We start from the raw sequence: 18,086 nt of genomic DNA on the forward strand, positions 1-18,086 counted from the left end.
CTGAACGCGCACCCGCCTGTCGGGAGGCAGCAGGGTGCGCGACAGTGGCTGACAAATTCTGGTTATTTATTCTTCGACAGCACGTCCATGCGCAGGAGCATCTGCTTGAGAACGTCGATGACGGAAACCTCGTCAGCATCCTTGGCCGGAGCCAGGGCAAGTGCCCAGTTGCGGACCGATGGGCTCAAGTCCTCTCCCAGTTCCACCACCAAGTCCTGAAGGTCGTCTAACGGCAGATAGGCCGTCGCAGCCAAGATATCATCGAGCTTTCCCGACAGGTCTTCTTCGTGTGCCTTCCGAAGTTCTCTCGCGGTGGCTCCGCGCTTTCTAAGCTCGGCGGCGTGCTCCACCTTGATCTCTTCAATCTTTGCTTTCGCTGATTTGCTCTTCTTGCGAACGGCGCCGCGAACAATGTCACGCACCAGCTTGGCGTCGTGCGTGTCTGTAAGGCTGGCAATGAGTGTGTCACTTTTAACGCGTGCCGGTCGGTAGACGCGGACCTTGCTGACCTCATCCCCCAGCACTCGCTGCGTCCACTTTTCCATCGTCTCCTTTGCCTTCTTTTGACCGGTTAGAGGCGACGGAACGTTCTTGAGGCGTGGTTTACCTTCGAAGTCCACCAGCAGGCCATAAGTCTTGAGGATGCGGTGGCTGTAGGTTGTGTCGGACATCCAATTTCCCCCTGTGAGTGATCCTGCAATTTTGCCAGTTCCGTAGACGGTTTGGCAGGTTGAGGGAGAGCGTTCCCACATCATCACAGGTTGAATGTCGATCAGGAACATTGCACGACAGGAGAGCTTGCCGGTTTCAGATTCCTTGCCAGACGCGGAGGGGCGAGAGAGAAAGGGGAAGAAATGGCCAGTCTGATCTACGTGCAGTAACAGAAATTCCGATCCGTGTGCTATCGAGCATGCGCGAACCCATCGTGCATCCCAACGTGTAGGCGCGGACTGCACCGCACTCCGCCGGCTGCTAGCCCTGCATGAACGGCCTCAGTGCGCTCGGGTTTGAGCGTCACGCCGCACTCTGGCTGCGCCAGCGGGGCATTGAGGTCAACGTGGCCTTTTGGTCCAAGGGCTTGAGCCACAAGTTGGTAAGAGCGGCCACCAAGGTTGCTAGCTTGGATGGCCACTTGCAGACATTGACGAAGCCTGCGCGACGTAGAGGGAAACCGCTTGTGGCAGTGGGCCAGGCAGAGCGGTTACTTCTTGGATGCCATGCGCTGGTAGAGCTTGTAGACGCCGAACATCGCCGCACCACCCGCAATTGGTGCAGCCGCGACCACCCCCAGTCCAGCAAGCATGCCACCGCCCACAACGCTCCCGACGGTTGCCAAGCCGGAGGTCACGGCGGCTGCACCGGCGGTCCCGGCCGCTGCACCACTGGTTACGCCGAGGATCGCAGAAGTTGCGCCAGCGACGGCTCCGCCGCCGGTCGAAATCGCGGCACCTGCGGCCGATGAACTCTTCTTCCTTGCCATACATTTCCCTGTTGGTTTTGAGTTGTGGGCAGAATCATCGCCTGAGCATCAATCTCTGTCCATATGCTTCATTTTGTCGCTTTTCCGTCAATTTAATGACGCGGACTGCAGTCTGTGTAACCGCGCTCCGAAGCCCCCCCCCTTGCGCATTCCCAGAATCGATCTATGCATAGGTGAACCTACTCACGAAATGGAGGTGCACCTTGAAACCCATCGTTCTGGCCCTTGCATTGGCGTTGTCTGCTCCGGCCGCCTTTGCCGCCGATTCCACCTCCGCTCGCCGTTACGGTTCGTCCGAGGCCCTATCCGTCCAGGACGCCCGACTGGGCGAGGTCCTGATGGTTCGCACGGTTCAACTGACGTCCGACCAGCGTCTGAACGCCGGCTCCGCCATCGGGGCGGCCGTTGGTTATGGGGCTGCTAACCAGGTCAAGAACCGGGAATACCGCAATGCAGCCCGGGTGACCGGTGGCGTCATCGGTGCGGCTGCCGGAACCGCGGTTCAAAAGGGCCTCAGCGGCCGGCGTGCGGTGGAGATCTACGTGCGCGATCTGTCCGATCGCCGCCAGCGCGTCCTCGCGGTGGTCCAAGACGCCGATGTGGATGTGCGCGAAGGTGATCGGGTCTTCTTGGTGGGGAAGGGTAAGAAGACCCGGGTGGTGCCGCTTGATGCTTCGCCGGTGCGCATTGGCGATTATTCGTGCGGAAGCCCTTGTGCCATTGGCATCAATGCCCGGTCGGACAACAACAGCGCTCGCGTGCGCGTGGGGCCGTAAGGATGCACAAAAGCGAACACGTTGGTGGAGGCGTGTATTGCGAAGGCACGGCTTGCGGGCTTCTGGTTGAGCTCATGAAGCGGCCATCCGTTGCCCACCGCCGCTCCGAAGTCGCCCGGATGGTCCGAGAGGGACACGGCCGCGCCGCCATCGCCCAAGCCCTGGGCGTTCCATCGCCCGTGGTGAGCGCCGATCTGGCCCACCTGGGGTTGCGTCAAAAGCCCCGGCGCCCACTGGCTGACCAACACGCTCTGGTGGTGCGCCTCCTGGAGCAGGGGAACAACGGCCCTGCAATTGCCAAGCGCCTGGGCGTGACCCGACAGGCAGTCCACGCTTACCTGCAGGCCCATGGCCTGCTCCCAACCCAGAGGAGGATCCCATGACCGTTATTCTGGTGGTCGTGCTGTTTGAGCTCGCCATGTTTGCGATCACCTTCGGAATCGCGTGGCTGTGCGCGTCCAAAGCCCGCAGCGCACGCAGGGGCTGGGAGGCGTTCCAAGCCGGCCAAGAGGACGCCCCATCCGTGGTTGCGTTGATGTGGCATTTGGCCGTGTTCTACGCGTGCTTGGCACTGCTGGCTTACCAGCTACAGCACGTGGTGAGCCAAGTCTGGTTGGATCCTTCCAACCTATACCTGTCATCCACGCTGGCTCTTGTCGTTTATTCGATCGCATGCGGGCTGCTTCACGGCAGCGGGCTGGCGCGGAGGCGGGCATGAGAACGAGTCACGGTCGGTTGCGCCCAGACCCCGTCGACGCCCGCCCACGCCACGATGGGCTGTTCCAAGGCGAAGACACAGGCGAAGAGATTCACGAAGAGCGTGACCCGTTGCTTCAAGCGCTTTACACCGAATCGCTCCATGCCCGCGGGGACGTGGACGCTGTCGATCGCTTGCTGGATGCCCACCGGGAGGCGTTTGGGGAGCCCGAGCAAGTCGCCTATGCCCGTCAGCAAGACGAACGCCATGATCGGACGTTGCCATTGCCGAGCGGTGGCCTGCCGTTGAGGCCGTCCACGGAGCGCTACCTAGAGGAGCATCGGTCATGGAACCCGCCGACCGCCAAAGAGGCCGCCATCGCACGTTCCAGGGGTCCCACCATGGTGCTCGAAGGGAAGGCATGGCGCGCTGAAGACGACGTTGCCGAGGTTACGGTGGAGGCTCCCAAGGACGACCCGTGGCAGCGGATGCGTTGAGTTCGTGTCTCAGCTGGAGAGACAGTTGGGCACCATCATTGCTGCTAGGAACACGGTGTTCCCTTCGGCTATCCTGCCCAGGGTATCCATCACTGGTATTGCTAACAACAGGGGGCGTTATGGCAAGCGTGACAGTAAGGACGCGGGATGAGCTGGAAGCGGCCAAGAATGCAAAGGCGCAGCAGATTGTGGTTGTGGGCAAGTTGGCAGACGACCTGAAGAAGACGCGCAAGTTCGCCAAGCTTGGTGCCGTCGGTGTTGCAGCAATCGTTGCTGCAGTTGGGCTCGCTCCAGTAACGGCTGGGCTCAGCACGCTCAGCCTGGGGGCGGTCGCGACAGTCACTGGAGTCGAGATCATCGGCATCATCACCGCCGCAAGCCTTGGTCTCTCTTTGATCCTCGCAATCTACAAAGGCTACGATGTGGAATACGAGGCTGGCGGAAAGGTCATTTTCAAGCGCAAGGAAGGAAAGTGATGCCCGGCTTCGTTCCAGGGGCGCCTTACCTTTTTGTTTGCGAGAAGTGCAGTCATCACTTTCAGCGGAAGATCAACTTGGGGCTCTTCTGTCCGGCATGCAAGTCGCTGTCCGTGAAGCCTCGTTTGGTCTGTAAGTAGTGCTCGTTGGCCGCCATAAAGTTGGCGGCCACTTCCAATGACCGGTCGAATCGGGTTTAACATCGCGGTCTCAGGTGCCCCGTAACCCTTTTGCTTCAAAGCGCTCCAGTATCGCCGTCACGGCTTCTGCGGCACGGTCCGGTGACGCATCTATGCGTTCCAAGCCCGTCATGGCGACGGGCAACGGCGCATTCGGATCGGTCGTGGCCACCACGGCCAGGACTCTTCCTCGGATGGTGTCTTCCACCGTGGTCCATTCGTCGGCGAGACGCTGGGGTTTATCGGTGAGAAGGACCACCATGACGGGGCCGGGTGTCAGCAGGCGGTTGGAGCGTCCCCGAAGTGCTGCGCTGTTGTGGACATGGATGGCCCGGCGGTGCCCATCTTCGGTCAGTTGGACCAGGACGCTGTGGCAGCTCGGCGCGCCCATCTCGTTGCAAACGATGTGGATGCGACCCTTGGCCCATTCCTGAAAGCCCACTGAGGAGGGCGCCAACTCATCGCTGGTAAAACAAGCCTCCACGAACCGTCGGCCTGCGAGGCTCAGTCCTTTCTCTTCGATCAGGCCCCAGCGTTCAAAGGTCTGGCGATTGATGCTGCTTTTCGACTGCAGTCCAAGGAATTCTTTTGGGTCCAGGTTACCCCCGCCGGTGCCAGGAAACACGTGGTGACGCTCGGTGATTAAAGCGCGTCGCAGAAGATCGACCTGGCCAAACGACAGGTCGCTCAGCGCCTTAATGAAGTGGCGCTTGAGATGGCCTGCGGTTTTGCCGGTAGCGATTGAACAGGCAAGGCGGCCATAGACGGTGGCCTTCTCGGCCTCGATGTCCATCTCCAATGCCCGCAGCATGGCCAGAAAATCTTCCGAGGTCATGGCCTCCGCGTTCTCGGGGAACACCTGACCCTCAAGCGCGGCACGGGTGAACTCCCGGTAGCGCTCCTCAGTGCGCTTGGCAAGCCAGGCGGCGATGAATTTTGGGCCCTTCGAAAGAAGGGCGAACGGACCGGAGATTTCCTCCAGGGGGGCAAGGTCAGGGTAGTCCATCGGGGTCTCGTGACGGTTTGCGGGTCCAGGTAGCTCATCCTCAAGCCTTCAAGCCCGTTCTTCAATCCTCCGGTTGAATTCCCCATTGGCAACGCGCGTGAGCTCGAACAGGTTGAGCGCTGGGAGCGCTGCAAGGCTAGTCTGCGCGCGAAGGTCGAGCATCCGTTCCGGGTGATCAAGCGGCAGTTCGGCTACACCAAGGTGCGCTATCTCGGCTTGATCAAGAACACGGCACAGGTGCTCACCCTGTTCGCGCTGTCCAACCTGTGGATGGTGCGCCGGAAGCTGTTGGCGGCACAGGGGTAACTCCGTCTTGAGGTGCCCGCAAGGGCACTTCGAGAGCGGAAAACATGGCAGTCCGCCGCGTCTGAAGGCCCAGGATGACTCCGGCGCTGAAAACCCACGACTCAGTGTGAATTGATCAGACCATCCCTATTTCTACTTTTGGCCGCTGCTAAAAATGGGGGGATTACCCGACGAGCTCCGCCAGGCCGCTTTTGACGAGCATTGGGACGACGAGACAAATTAAGATGAGTGGAAGGAGGACGCCCGCATCGACAGCGGCAAGACTACGAGGCCTTCCTGACGGCCGCGACCGAGTATCCGCTCCACTTCGCTGTTGCATGCGGCGATGCAGAATGGGCCGGTGACCTGCTCAAGGCTGGACGCACGCCTCAGGATCCCGATTTAGAAGGAACAACGCCCACGGATCTTCTGGGGCGGCCAGGTAATGATCAATCCGATCAGGTCATTCGTGCCCACAACCGATCCAAGCTTTTTGACGAGCTCCTTCCCGCTGCCAATGCTTGGAAGCCACCGGAAGGCGGATTTGGGGCCGACGCCAAACGTCAAGTCGGTGCGGCCATGAAAGCCCAGGGTGAGGAAAGGGAAGCCAGAAGCCTCGAATCCGACAACGGTTTTGACATGGAAAAAGAAAGGCGGCAAGAGCCGTCTTCTTCTATTTAATTCCCTTGCGAGGTTCTGATTTTCTGCTAATGGTGGGAGGTCAAAATACTATTGTGGAGGTGTGGGTTGAATATTTCGAATCTCAAAGACGTTCTTCTGAAGCAAATCGGGCTTACCAAAATCCCCGCTGATGTGAACGCAAGGGATGAAGATTGGCTGGATCAAACGCCACTTCATGATGCGCATCACCCGCGCGAAGTTCGGAGGCTGTTGGATGCTGGGGCTGACATCGAAGCGAGGGATGGCCTTGGAAATACGCCGCTTCATTCTGTGACAAGCGAGGGAGCCGTGATTGAACTGATCAAGGCCGGGGCAGACATCAATGCGCAGAATAACCAAGGGGAAACACCGCTTTTTAACGCGAGAGGGCAAGGGGATGCCAGGGCGTTGATTGCGGCCGGGGCAGACATTCATGCGCGCGATAACCGAGGGAAAACGCCCCTTTTCGGAGCGAGCGAAGGGGCTTTAAGGGAGCTCGTGAAGGCTGGCGCTGACATCAACGCTCGCGACACCCAAGGGAACACCCCGTTGTTTGGCGCACACAACGACAGTCTCAAAGCGTTGCTGAAGGCGGGAGCGGATGTCAGCGCGAGGAATAATGAAGGGCAAACCCCTCTCTTCCGAGCAACCGGGCAGACGGAGGCCCGCGCCTTGATTGCGGCCGGGGCAGACATCCTAGCCCGGGATAACCGAGGGCGAACCCCTCTCTTCGAGGCGAACACGGGCGCGCTTAAGGAACTTCTGAAAGCAGGCCTTGATCCCGCGGCGAGCGATGACCAGGGGAATCAACCGCTGCATATAGCCAGGGACCCCGAGGCGGTGGCCTTGCTCACCCGTGCAGGCGCAGACGTCATTGCACGGCGAATGGACGGCCAGGCGCCGATCCACCGTGCGATTTTTCCAGAGACGATTGAAGCGCTCGCCAAGGCAGGGGCGGATATGAACGCCCAAGACAACAACGGGAATACCTCTCTTCATGCGGGCCGCGATGCCACTGTCTGGAGTGCGCTGATTGAGGCGGGCGCAGATCCCCACATCCAAAACCAAAAGGGCGAAGCGCCGATCAACAGCGGCAAGCCATTTTTCAACGACTTGCGGGCTCAAGAGAGGGCCAAGCTCCTGGTCAGCCTGCTCCCGCCCGCCAACGCTTGGAAGCCACCGGAAGGCGGGTTTGGGGCCGATGCCAAACGCCAGGTTGGTGCGGCCATGAAGGCCCACGGGCAGGACAGCCAAACCCAGGAAGCCCCTCGCTTGCGAGCGCGCTTCTAAGCCCAAGGGAAAGGCGGCGAAAGCCGCCTTTTTCTTTTCTAGATCCCGTTGCGCAAACCAAACCTTTTGTTATGGGTAGTGCAACCCATTCATGAAAGGAGGCCTCATGCGCGTCTTGGTTCTTTCTCTGGCCCTTGTCGGCCTGCTCCCACTGACCGCCTCCGCCGCAGACACCACGCCCGCCCGTGGCTAATCCCGCGCCGGTGGAGAAAGCAAGTGAAGCGAGCCAACGACATTCGGGCCCAATACCAGCTGGCCATGGACGATGAGGGCATCCTCTTGGCCGCCTCGCACATCTTGGAGCGTCGCCTGCAGCGCCACGAGGCCATCACCGACCCCTCCAGTGCCAGCAACTACCTCACTGCCCGCTGCGCGCACCTGGATCACGAAGTGTTTGGCACGGTGTTCCTGGACGCCCGCCACCGCATCCTTGCCACCGAGCACCTCTTTCAAGGCACCATCGATGGGTGCGAAGTCCATCCCCGCATCGTCGCCAAGAAGGCGTTGGACCACAACGCCGCCGCGGTCATCTTCTTTCACAACCACCCCAGCGGAAACCCCGAGCCCAGCGTTGCCGACCGCGCCATCACCGACCGCCTCAAGCAGGCCCTTGCCCTTTTCGACATTCGAGTGCTGGATCACCTTGTGATCGCGGGCACCTCGCACGTGTCGATGGCTTCACGAGGGTGGGTGTGACCACCCCCTTTAAAGCAAAGACCTGCGGCGGAAGCCGCCGCCGACCGCTGCGCGCCGGCATCCAAAAGAGCAGGAGCGTGGATGGAAAGCAAAATCGCCTTTGGCGCGCAAAGGGGTGAGGTGAAAAATTGCGGCCTTCGCTTCGCACTTTTTGCTTTTAGTCAAAGATTTGTCCACGCCACCAGTGGACAAAATCATATGTCGATCTACCTTGAAGTCATGGGTAGGCAATGCCGCCGACCAAAACAAGAGGTGTCACATGAGCACGACCGTCGCATCCAACGAATTCACGATGATCCAACTAGGGATGAACCCAGATTTGTTGGAAGACTATGCAGAGGTTTCACTGGAGCCCGTGAGCTTTGAAGAAGAAGGCAGCCTCGGATGGGCGACCACGTGGAGCGCAGTTCATGCCGTGAAGCTGCACAACGGCGGGAAGATCCACGTCAATGGCCGATCCTTCCAAGTCACGCGAGCCAAGCCTAGTTACAAGCATTTGCTCAAGTGCTGGCAAGAAGAGCAGCGGAGGCGAAACGAAATTGCTCAATGGAGAGCAGCAAGGGCGGAAAAATATCGCTCGTTGGGATATTTAGAGTGATTGGCGGGGACGCGGCCACCGGGATGGGTAATGGGTCCCTCCGGATGAACGGACATTGGGGAGACGGAGAGCTCGGAAAGAGTGAGAGGGCGACCGTGCTTCATGGCATCCATTTCATCAGTCCCTCGGTGGGTGGCCCGCTGTTCAATACGGTGTGGCTTCCCACGCTTGCCGACTTGCGGGCGCTGCTCGCTGACGCCGAGCTCTGCAAGGCAGCCGAAATCGAGGTGAACGCGTATATTGAGACGTGCGTTGATCCGTTGCCCCCTGAGCTCGACGAGGTCATTTACCAGCCATCGATAAGAGAGATTTCGAGCCTGCCGGATGATTGCGGGATCGGCGTGGGCGTTTTTGTTACTGGCGCTTTTGCGTTCGTCCTTCAGCGCATGATTCAGGAGGCAATGGCTCAGCACCGGGCGCGTGAGCTGGATCGGGTATGGGAACAGTCAGCCACCGCAGGTGGCAAACGTCCCAGGCTCTGACGGCTGGCTCAATGCCCCCCCCCCTTGCGCGTTTTCAGATTCGAGGTATCGGTAAGGGGATGGCCCTTTCTGGGGCTACTCATCCCCACTCAATCCCTCTCAAGGAGACGATACCCATGACACGCAAGACCTTCCTTCGCGCCCTTCTGCCCATCGCCCTGGCTTCGCTGGCAGTGCCCGCGTTCGCCGCCGACACCACCGCGGATCTGACGATTCAGGGCACCTTGACCAACACCTGCCAGCTGTCCGTGACCTCCATCGAAGGCATGGACTGGTCGGGCATCTCTGAAGCTGCCGCCCGCACCTCCGGGCTGAGCATCGTGTGCAACGCGGGCACGACTTACTCCATTTCGCCGGGCCAGGGGCAGAACTTCGGCCTGCTGTCCGGGTATGAGACCTACCGGGCTGTGACCAACGGCGCCGGGGCTTACATCCCCTACGGCTTCTTCAAGGACCCGCAGGGAAGCCAAGTCTGGGGGGATGACACCGACGCGTTCACCGGCGTTGGCGACGGCACCGTCCAAAGTTACAACTACGCGGTGCGCTTCCTGGCCCTCAAGCAGGCCGTGGGCGGCAACTACACCGACACGGTCACCGTCACCGCTACTTACAACTGATTCCCATCGGTTGTCCCGACGCCCCCGGCTTGCCCCGGGGGCTTTTTGTTGCTGCAAAGATGAGTAGGTATGGGTTGACGGAATGGTATTCCGATCTAGCTTGAATGGAGACACCCCCAAAGGAGACCCCATGACCCATTCCCAACGTTTTTTGGCCGTGGCCGCCGCGTCCTTGCTGTCCTTTTCGGCGTCCGCCGGTTCCATCTCCGTTGGCCCCACCACCCTGATGGCCGATACCTCGGCCAAGCACGTCGCCGTGACGCTGCACAACAGCGGGGACACCTCGGTGCGTTACCAGGTGAAAGCCGTGGGGTGGAATCAGGCCACGGGGCAGAACGTGTTTTCACCCACCACTGAGATCGTGGGGGCGCCTACCTTCGTGGACGTCCCGCCCCAATCCAAGCGCACCGCCCGGTTGATGCGGGTGGGCGCGCTGGGCGAGCGGCGCTACTACCGCGTGCTGCTGATGCAGCTCAAAGACCCCAACGCCCAGGGCGTCCAGTTGCTGGTCAACCAGGACTTGCCCGTGGCCTTTGAAGCCGCCAACGCGCCCGTCCCCCAGGTGACCGTCCAAGCGGTGCCCAATGGATACCGCTTGACGAATCACGGGCAGACCGCGGCCCGCGTGTCGTCCATTGGCCCGGCCGGTGGGAAGCCGTGGCGCGACGGTGCATTGGGTTGGACGCTACCGGGGGCCTCGATGACTTACGAGACCCAGCCTGGCCAGCGTGCCGAAGTGCTTTCGATCACCGTCAACGGCCAGCCCGTCACGGTCCCCGTGGGGCGGTGATCGATGCGTGGCCAAGCCTTGGCGTTGTTGTTGCTGGCTGCATCGTCGGCCAGCGCAGCGGTGCCCGACGGCGTGGCACCCGCGTTCCTGGTGCCGGTCATCGGCGGCAAGGCCAAGGCGGATCCGCTCACGTTCTGGCAGCAAGGCGGTCAGTGGTTCGCCGAGCCGGCCACGTGGCGCGAGGTCGGGCTCCAACTTCCCCCGGGTCAAACGGAGCCGATGAGTGCCCAAGCGTTGGGCGTGGGCTTTGTTGTGGACGAGGCCACCGCGACGGTCGCCCTGGATCTGCCGGCCGATCGGCTCAAGGCCCAACGCGTGGCCCGTGATCGCACCGAGCGCGGGCCCATCGCGCCGCCCGCTCCCGGGGTGCTGGTGAACTACAGCGTGGCAGGCATGGTGTCCGAGCAACAGCAGGCGCTCTCGCTGGGCCACGAGGTCCGCAAGGCGGGGCGTTGGGGCGTGATCAGCACCAGCGGGCAGGTCAACACCGACACGGCCGGCACCGGCTACGTTCGCGGCGTGACGCGCTGGCAGAAAGATGATCCCAACCGCTTGGTGACTTACCAGGCAGGCGATGTGTTCGCTGGTCCGTCGTCCTCGCTGGTCAACTTGGGCGGGGTGCGCGTGGCCAAGGACCCGCGGGCGTTGGACCCGTTGACGCCCACGTATCCGGTCCCGGTGCTCGGCGGCGTGGCGCTCGATCCGGCGACGGTCGAAGTCCTGGCCAACCGCGCCCGCGTGCTGCAAGGCCGGGTGGGGAAAGGCCCGTTCACCGCCGATGGCAGCGCCTTGGGCACCGGTGCGCAGCAAACCCAAGTGGTGGTGCGAGACCCTTACGGCCGCGAAACGGTGGTGAGCGATCAGCGTTTCTACGTCGCCCCCACGTTGCTTCGCCAAGGGCTCACCACTTGGGAGGTCGCGGCCGGCCGGGTGCGCCAAGGAGAGAGCGATTACGGGACGTTGGGCGCGACCGGGTCGGTGGCTCGGGGCCTCAACGACCGGTGGACCCTGCGCGGCACCGCCCAAACCTCAACGGACGGGAAGGCCAACGTGGCGTTGGGGGCCACGACGGCTCTTGGCACTTACGGCACGTTGGATCTGGAATTGGGCACTTCCACGCGAGGCGGCCAACGGCAGGCCGTGGCCTACGACTACCGCGGCCCGAGGTTTGGCGTGCGCCTGGAGCACGAGCGCCAGCAGGACTATTGGCGCCTGCGCGCCCCCGGTGCGGTGGAGGTGGAGCAGCGCACCCGGGGCTCGGTCTTCTGGCGGCCCACTCCCCAGTGGTCTCTCCGAGCAGGGTTCTCCGACGTGCGCACACCGCGCTTTCGCACCGCTTACGCCGACGCCGGGCTGACCTGGCGTGGCAACGGGCACACCGTGGCCGTCTCCGCTTTGCGCGATCTGGAGCGCAAGGAAACCCGGGTGGAGGTGGGCTACAGCTACGATTTCGGCCGGGGCAAGGGCGTGAGCGTTAGGGCCCGGCAAGCCCCCGATGCCACCGCCTGGGCCGTTCAAGGACGCGCCCGCCCCATGGTGTTGGGAACCCCGGTGGGCTTGTCCGCTTCGGTGGACGAGGGAGCGGCTGGCCAGACGGCCAGGGCCAACGCCAACTGGACCACCCGGGCAGGGTGGGCCCAAGTCAACGCCGAGCACGGGCCCAGTGGCATCTGGGCTTCCGGTTCGATGGCCGGTGCCGTCCACCTTGACCGCCAAGGCGTGACGTTCCTGGGTCCGGCCGAATCCTTCGCCGTGGTGGACGTGCCCGGCCAAGCCGGGGTGCCGGTGAGGGTGGGCGGCAGATTGGTAGGGAAGACCAACGCCCAGGGCCGCCTGGTGGTGGGCGAGGTGACCCCAATGGTGCCCACCGAGGTCCGCGTAGACGATCGGGCGCTGCCACTGGGCACCCAGTTGGCCGAGATCGAGCAAACCGCCACCGCTGGCCGCCAAGCCGGCATGCACCTCACCTTCCCAGTCCTGACCGAGACTGCACGAACCTTCCGCCTCACTGGCCCGGCCATCGAAGCGGGCACGGTGGCCAAGACGGCGACCGAGACCACCCAGGTGGGGTTCGACGGGGTGCTCTACCTGGAGCACCCGGAGCCGGGGCAGGTGGTCGAGGTGGCGGGGGTCTGCAGGGCCCGGTTGCCGGCAGACCTTGGCTCTGCGCAAACGGTGGTGTCGCTGGCCTGCCAGTGATCCTCCAACCCTTGGAAAACAAAGGTTTGAGCTGTCTCAGGCCTTGCGACACTGGCCCTGCATCCTTTGGCTGAACGATACTGTGGGCCTGTCTAAGGGGATCATTGGATGCCACTGCTTTCTTGGTTCAATCGCGATGCGGACCTTACTCGCGCCGCCTTGACGCCTTACCGGTTGCTGGAGCCGGTCGCCAAGCTTTCCTATGGGGACGAAGATTCCCCGAACATGCTCATCGAGGGGGACAACCTCGATGCGCTCAAGGCTCTGCTTCCTTACTATGCAGGTCAGGTGAAATGCATCTTTATCGATCCGCCCTACAACACCCAGTCGGCGGTCAGCGATCACTACGACGATAACATTGAACACTCTCAATGGTTGTCGATGATGTATCCCCGCCTTGAACTGTTGAAGGATCTCTTGGCCGAAGAGGGCTCCATTTGGATCACACTGGACGACAACGAAGCCCACTACTTCAAGGTCATAGCTGACGAAGTATTTCAGCGGAAAAACTTCATTGCGAATGTAATTTGGAACAAAATATATTCCCCGAAGAACTCGGCACGCCATTTCTCGGTAGATCATGACCACGTGTTCATTTACGCAAAGAATGCAGAAAAGTGGTTTCCGAATCCTATGCCGAGGACGGAAAAGCAGGATAAGGCATACACTAATAAAGATGGTGATCCTAGGGGGCCGTGGAAGGCAGGTGATCTTTCGGCACGTAATTTCTATGGTGCTGGCACCTATCCCATTACCACTCCATCGGGTCGAGTGATCCCGGGTCCGCCGAATGGTATGTATTGGCGAGTTTCGCAAGCCAAGCTGGCTGAGATGGATGCAGATAACCGGATCTGGTGGGGAAAGGGTGGGAATAATGTCCCGGCAATCAAAAGGTTTCTGTCTGAGGTAAAGCAAGGGCGCGTTCCGCAAACTATTTGGCCTTATGCTGAGGTCGGTCACACGCAGGACGCGAAAAAAGAAGTGGTTGCGCTATTTGGCGATGATCACTTTTCAACGCCCAAGCCAGAAGCGCTAATTCGGCGTGTTATGGAAATAGCGACGAAGCCCGGCGATCTAGTCCTGGATAGTTTTTTAGGTTCAGGCACCACGGCGGCAGTGGCCCACAAGATGGGCCGGCAGTGGATCGGCATTGAGATGGGTGAGCACGCACGCACGCACTGCCAGCCGAGGCTTTTGAAGGTGGTGGACGGCGAACAAGGCGGAGTATCGAAAGAACTCAGCTGGGACGGGGGAGGTGGTTTCCGCTTCTACAAGTTGGGGGTTCCCGTGTTCGATGAGAGTGGTCACATCCGAGAGGGCATCCGCTTCGAACACTTGGCCGCACACGTGTGGTTTGCTGAGACCGGCGCCGCGCGCTCCACCCGTGCGCCCAAGACGGCATTCCTGGGCGAGCACCATGGTGTGGGCTACTACCTGCTGTTCAACGGAATCCTTGGCGACGAAAGCAAGGCCGGTGGCAACGTGCTGACCAAAAGGGTGTTGCGAGGACTGGAGCCGTTCGACGGACCCAAGGTGATTTACGGTGAGTCCTGCGACTTGCCGAAGGAGCAGCTGGAAGAGCTCCAGATCACCTTCAAACAGACTCCCTATGACATAAAGGCGCGTTGACGATGGCTCTCTCCCTGAAGGTGTATCAGCAGCGGGCCCTGTCCAGCCTTGCTCAGTTCTTGGAAGACGCACGGTTGAGTGGTCCCGAATCTGCGTTCGAGAGGAACGTGGATCCGGGTCTGGTCACGAACTACAAGCCCATGCCGGGAATGGAAGCCACCCCTTACGTGTGCCTGCGCATACCCACGGGTGGTGGAAAGACCGTGATGGGTGCGCACATCATTCAAGCGGCAGGGGATACTTACCTGGAACGGACGTATCCGCTGGTCATGTGGATGGTGCCCACCACCCAGATCAAGACCCAGACGCTGGAAGCGTTCAAGGATCCCCGTCACCCCTACCGCCAGGAGCTTGATGAGGCTTTCGGTGGCAAGGTGGCGGTGTTCGATGTCGAAGACTTCACTCACATTCGCCCCGCCGATCTGGGCACGAAGGTTTGCGTGGTGATTTCCACGATGGCTGCCCTTCGCGTGGAGAACCAGGACGGCCGCAAGGTCTACGAGCATCACGAGGACTTGGAGACACACTTCGCCGGAAGCGTGTCCGATCTGCCTTATCTGGAGCAGAACGCAGCGGGCAAGGCCATCGCCTCGTTCGCCAACCTGCTTAAGCTTCACGGTCCGTTGGTCATCACCGACGAGGCGCACAACGCCAACACCCCGCTGTCCTACGAGGTCTACCAACGTCTGGGTGCAAAGCTAGTGGTGGAGTTGACCGCCACGCCGGAAGCTAGCAAGAGCAACGTGCTGGTCAGCGTCAGTGCCTTCGAGCTGAAGGTGGCCAACATGATCAAGTTCCCAGTCGTGCTCAAGGAGCATGTGGGGCAATGGGAAGCGGCGGTAGGCAGCGCTGTAGCCCGTCGCAACGAGCTGGGCAAGACCGCGCTTAATGAGCAGCCGGACTACATCCGCCCCATCCTGCTGATCCAGGCTGAGAACGCCAAAGGAACGGCCACTGTGGAAGAGGTCAATCGGCACCTCATCGATATCGAGAAAGTCCCAGAGAATGCCATCGCCATCGCCACCGGCGACCAACGGGAAATCGACGGCGTCGACCTGTTCGCCAAGGACTGCCCCATCGAGGTCATCATCACCAAGCAGGCCCTCAAGGAGGGCTGGGACTGTTCGTTCGCCTACGTCTTCTGCTCGGTGGCCCAGGTCAAGAGCGACAAGGACATCCAGCAGCTGTTGGGCCGTGTGCTGCGGATGCCGTATGCCACCCGGCGCAAGCAGGAGGCCATGAACAAGGCCTACGCCCACGTCACCACCACCCACTTCAACGTGGCGGCGGCAGAGCTGACCAAGTCGCTCATTGACATTGGCTTCAATCCGTTGGAAGCCGTGGGCGCCGTCCAGCGTGAACCGACACCTGGGCCTGGCTTGGGCCTGCAAGGCGGAGCGAATCCTGTCCCCACACCGCCCAAGACGACCGTGGCGGTCAGCAAGCCACCGGACCTGACCAACGTGCCCGAGCGCGACCAAGGCAACGTGGTGTTCGTGCCCTACGGGGAAGGCAAGGGCGGAACGGTCGAGATCACGGGGGAGGTGGATGATTCCACGGTGGAGGCGATCACTCTGGCCGCCCCTGCAAAGGAACGCGAGGAAGTTGCGGCCACCATCGAGCGTCACCAGATCGCTTCCAAGGCCGTCAAGGCTCCCAGCCAGAACGGGGCCGTTTTCAGTGTTCCCCGCCTTTGCGTCATGGAGCAGGGCGAACTGGAGTTCATCGAAAGCGGCGCGGTGCCGCCCGGGTTCATGTGGGATCTGCTGGCTTACCCGCCGGATCTGTCCAGCCTCAAGTTCAACGCCGACAGCCAGACCTTCGAAGTCGATCTGGTGGATGAAAAGGTCACCTACACCAAGATCGACGACGACGTGAACACCTACCTTCCGGGCTTTGCCAAGGACCGGACCGAGGCGGACCTGGTGGGGTGGTTGGACCAGAAGATCCGCGACCCAGCCGTGAAGCAACCCGTGTTGCGGGAGTGGGTGCGCCGGGCCATCAGCGGTCTGTCCCAGGACCGGGGCTTCTCCCTATCGCAACTGCTCAATGGCCAGTTCGTCCTCCGGCGCAAGCTGAGTGAGCAGCTCCAGCTCGCCAAGGTCGAGGCACTGAAGGACGGCTTCCAGCAGGCCCTGTTCGGCGATGCCGCCGAGGTCGTGGTCAGCGACGAGCCCGACGCGATGTTCACCTACCCGGCGGACATGACCCTGTATCCGGCGCACTCCTACTACCAGGGCGGCACCTACCGGTTCCGCAAGCACTACTACCCCTTCGTGGGCGACCTTCAGTGGAAGACCGCTGGCGGTAAGGTGGGCGAGGAGTTCCTCTGCGCCCAGGCCATCGACCAGCTGGACGAGGTGGAGTTCTGGGTGCGCAACTTGGTGGATCGCAGCCAGTTCTGGATGCCCACGGCCAAGCAACGCACCTATCCGGACTTCGTCGCTCGTCTCAAGGACGGGCGCCTATTGGTTGTGGAATACAAGGGCGGGGACCGTTACTCATCCGACACCGAGAAGGAAAAGCGGATGGTGGGCGAGCTCTGGGCGACCAAGAGCAAGGGCAAGGGGATCTACCTAATGGCCCAGCTGAAGGACGAGAAGGGCAACAGCGTCACCGAGCAGTTGAAGGCGGCAATCGGGGCTTAAGCGGGGAGGCGATATGGAAAAGCCAGGACAAGTCCAGAAGGTCGTCAGGAAGACGGCCAGCAGTGGCAAGGTGGACTACGCACCACCAGTTGTGCTCAATGAGACCAGCAAGAGCAAGCTGCACGCCCTGGCTTGGTTCATTCCACATAGCGATGGTCGAACCACATTTTCGCTGAAGCTCGAAGGTTTCGTGAAGGCGAAGGATCAGCCTTGGATCGAGGACAAGGCCAAGACCCTCACGTTGTCGGAAACTTCGTCCCTCCAGCTGCTCAAATACCTACAGACACATCTGCCCCTTGCCGCTCAGTCGGAAACAGGTGAGTTCATCTTAATTCGGGTGGCCAACGGCGAGGCCAACCTGACGGGCCACGATCCTCAAGAACTGGTGGGTGCCCTGACAAAGGTCCTGTCGCAGTCGGAGTTGCTGGGCCATTTGTCCAGCACTGAACTCACGCATGAGTTGAGCACGGCGCTGCGTGGGTCAATCCGTCTGAGCGAGATGCGATCAGCCGTGGCCGAACTGCGCTCCAATCTGGGAAGCGGTGAGGCAGGGGAGCAGACCTATCAGGCCTGGTGTGAGAAGCACTGTTGGGCGTTCGGAAATGCCTATGTGGTCCGTGACGAAGTCAGGGCCATTTCGACTGGAGACAACCTTGACCTGTTGTTGCCGAACGTGATCGCCGGCTATCGGGACATCGTTGAGTTGAAACGGCCGGACAAAGAGGTTCTGCTCTACGACGCCGCTCACAAGAATTATTACTTTTCGGCAGACGTTTCCCGGGCCATCGGCCAATGCCACCGGTATCTGGACATCCTCCACCAAGCTGCGAAAGATGGGCTTCTAGACCACAAAGAGGTGGTGGCCTATCACCCCCGCGCCACGATTGTGATTGGCCGATCGCACGGATGGACCGACGAACAGCAGCGTGCACTTCATGGGCTCAATCGCCGTCTCCACGGCATCTCTGTAATGACCTACGACCATCTGCTGGCTCAAGGCGAGCGCCTTATTGAAATGATGAGCCCCGCAGAGGGTGCTGATGCGGAGTCGGCGGTTGAGGAGGACGATATCCCATGGTGA

Annotated in this window: 18 protein-coding genes and 1 pseudogene; 16 read left to right on the top strand and 3 right to left on the bottom strand. The window is 61.1% G+C overall.

Translation table 11 applies throughout. The annotated features are described in order from the left end of the window. Positions 1-62: 62 nt before the first annotated feature. Together LZ605_RS01830 and LZ605_RS01835 are read right to left on the bottom strand one after the other, a co-directional pair. On the bottom strand, positions 63-782 hold the full coding sequence (locus LZ605_RS01830; RefSeq protein ID WP_024956731.1) for a hypothetical protein: 720 nt from the start codon (positions 780-782) through the stop codon (positions 63-65). Between the two features lie 419 nt (positions 783-1,201). Continuing rightward, positions 1,202-1,480, bottom strand: coding sequence for a hypothetical protein (locus LZ605_RS01835; RefSeq protein WP_006375898.1), 279 nt, complete (start codon positions 1,478-1,480; stop codon positions 1,202-1,204). A 203-nt stretch (positions 1,481-1,683) separates the two neighbouring features. On the opposite strand from LZ605_RS01835, the gene LZ605_RS01840 reads away from it, so the two are divergent. From LZ605_RS01840 to LZ605_RS01855, 4 genes are all read left to right on the top strand, one after another. Then, positions 1,684-2,256: a glycine zipper 2TM domain-containing protein gene (locus LZ605_RS01840; protein ID WP_006375897.1), complete on the top strand. Its 573-nt coding sequence runs from the start codon at positions 1,684-1,686 to the stop codon at positions 2,254-2,256. A 379-nt stretch (positions 2,257-2,635) separates the two neighbouring features. Next, on the top strand, positions 2,636-2,974 hold the full coding sequence (locus LZ605_RS01845; protein WP_032971199.1) for a hypothetical protein: 339 nt from the start codon (positions 2,636-2,638) through the stop codon (positions 2,972-2,974). Continuing rightward, positions 2,971-3,450: a hypothetical protein gene (locus LZ605_RS01850; RefSeq protein WP_049459047.1), complete on the top strand. Its 480-nt coding sequence runs from the start codon at positions 2,971-2,973 to the stop codon at positions 3,448-3,450. The genes LZ605_RS01845 and LZ605_RS01850 overlap by 4 nt, the downstream gene beginning before the upstream one ends. 119 nt (positions 3,451-3,569) lie before the next feature. Beyond that, positions 3,570-3,926 (top strand): hypothetical protein, encoded by a 357-nt coding sequence (locus LZ605_RS01855; RefSeq protein ID WP_006375896.1) that lies wholly within the window; start codon positions 3,570-3,572, stop codon positions 3,924-3,926. Positions 3,927-4,136: 210 nt separating this feature from the next. Here LZ605_RS01855 and LZ605_RS01860 read toward each other — a convergent pair whose 3' ends face one another. Beyond that, positions 4,137-5,111: a hypothetical protein gene (locus LZ605_RS01860; RefSeq protein WP_006375894.1), complete on the bottom strand. Its 975-nt coding sequence runs from the start codon at positions 5,109-5,111 to the stop codon at positions 4,137-4,139. A gap of 84 nt (positions 5,112-5,195) precedes the next feature. Here LZ605_RS01860 and LZ605_RS01865 point away from each other — a divergent pair. The 12 genes and pseudogenes from LZ605_RS01865 to LZ605_RS01920 form a co-directional block, all read left to right on the top strand. Further along, positions 5,196-5,417: pseudogene (locus LZ605_RS01865) on the top strand (transposase); the annotation flags it as partial. A 228-nt stretch (positions 5,418-5,645) separates the two neighbouring features. Continuing rightward, complete coding sequence (locus LZ605_RS01870; protein ID WP_125892011.1) at positions 5,646-6,077, top strand: hypothetical protein; 432 nt, start codon at positions 5,646-5,648, stop codon at positions 6,075-6,077. A gap of 66 nt (positions 6,078-6,143) precedes the next feature. Next, the gene (locus tag LZ605_RS01875) at positions 6,144-7,346 is read left to right on the top strand and encodes an ankyrin repeat domain-containing protein (RefSeq protein WP_075677511.1); all 1,203 of its coding nucleotides are present in this window, start codon (positions 6,144-6,146) and stop codon (positions 7,344-7,346) included. A 216-nt stretch (positions 7,347-7,562) separates the two neighbouring features. Next, on the top strand, positions 7,563-8,042 hold the full coding sequence (locus LZ605_RS01880) for a JAB domain-containing protein (protein ID WP_006375809.1): 480 nt from the start codon (positions 7,563-7,565) through the stop codon (positions 8,040-8,042). 259 nt (positions 8,043-8,301) lie between these two features. Next, on the top strand, positions 8,302-8,640 hold the full coding sequence (locus tag LZ605_RS01885; protein ID WP_141651028.1) for a hypothetical protein: 339 nt from the start codon (positions 8,302-8,304) through the stop codon (positions 8,638-8,640). A 44-nt stretch (positions 8,641-8,684) separates the two neighbouring features. After that, a complete protein-coding gene (locus LZ605_RS01890) occupies positions 8,685-9,122 on the top strand; it encodes a hypothetical protein (protein ID WP_141651027.1) in 438 nt (145 codons plus the stop codon). Between the two features lie 116 nt (positions 9,123-9,238). Beyond that, positions 9,239-9,739, top strand: coding sequence for a Csu type fimbrial protein (locus LZ605_RS01895; protein ID WP_006375771.1), 501 nt, complete (start codon positions 9,239-9,241; stop codon positions 9,737-9,739). 130 nt (positions 9,740-9,869) lie between these two features. Further along, complete coding sequence (locus LZ605_RS01900; RefSeq protein ID WP_006375721.1) at positions 9,870-10,529, top strand: fimbrial biogenesis chaperone; 660 nt, start codon at positions 9,870-9,872, stop codon at positions 10,527-10,529. Positions 10,530-10,532: 3 nt separating this feature from the next. Then, complete coding sequence (locus LZ605_RS01905) at positions 10,533-12,728, top strand: fimbria/pilus outer membrane usher protein (protein WP_006375719.1); 2,196 nt, start codon at positions 10,533-10,535, stop codon at positions 12,726-12,728. Positions 12,729-12,836: 108 nt separating this feature from the next. Then, positions 12,837-14,357: a site-specific DNA-methyltransferase gene (locus LZ605_RS01910; protein ID WP_006375717.1), complete on the top strand. Its 1,521-nt coding sequence runs from the start codon at positions 12,837-12,839 to the stop codon at positions 14,355-14,357. A gap of 2 nt (positions 14,358-14,359) precedes the next feature. Continuing rightward, complete coding sequence (locus LZ605_RS01915; protein ID WP_006375715.1) at positions 14,360-17,005, top strand: DEAD/DEAH box helicase; 2,646 nt, start codon at positions 14,360-14,362, stop codon at positions 17,003-17,005. A 13-nt stretch (positions 17,006-17,018) separates the two neighbouring features. Further along, the gene (locus LZ605_RS01920; protein WP_006375713.1) at positions 17,019-18,086 is read left to right on the top strand and encodes a Shedu anti-phage system protein SduA domain-containing protein; all 1,068 of its coding nucleotides are present in this window, start codon (positions 17,019-17,021) and stop codon (positions 18,084-18,086) included.

Origin of the sequence: Stenotrophomonas maltophilia (genome assembly GCF_023518235.1) — a bacterium.
Lineage (GTDB): Bacteria > Pseudomonadota > Gammaproteobacteria > Xanthomonadales > Xanthomonadaceae > Stenotrophomonas.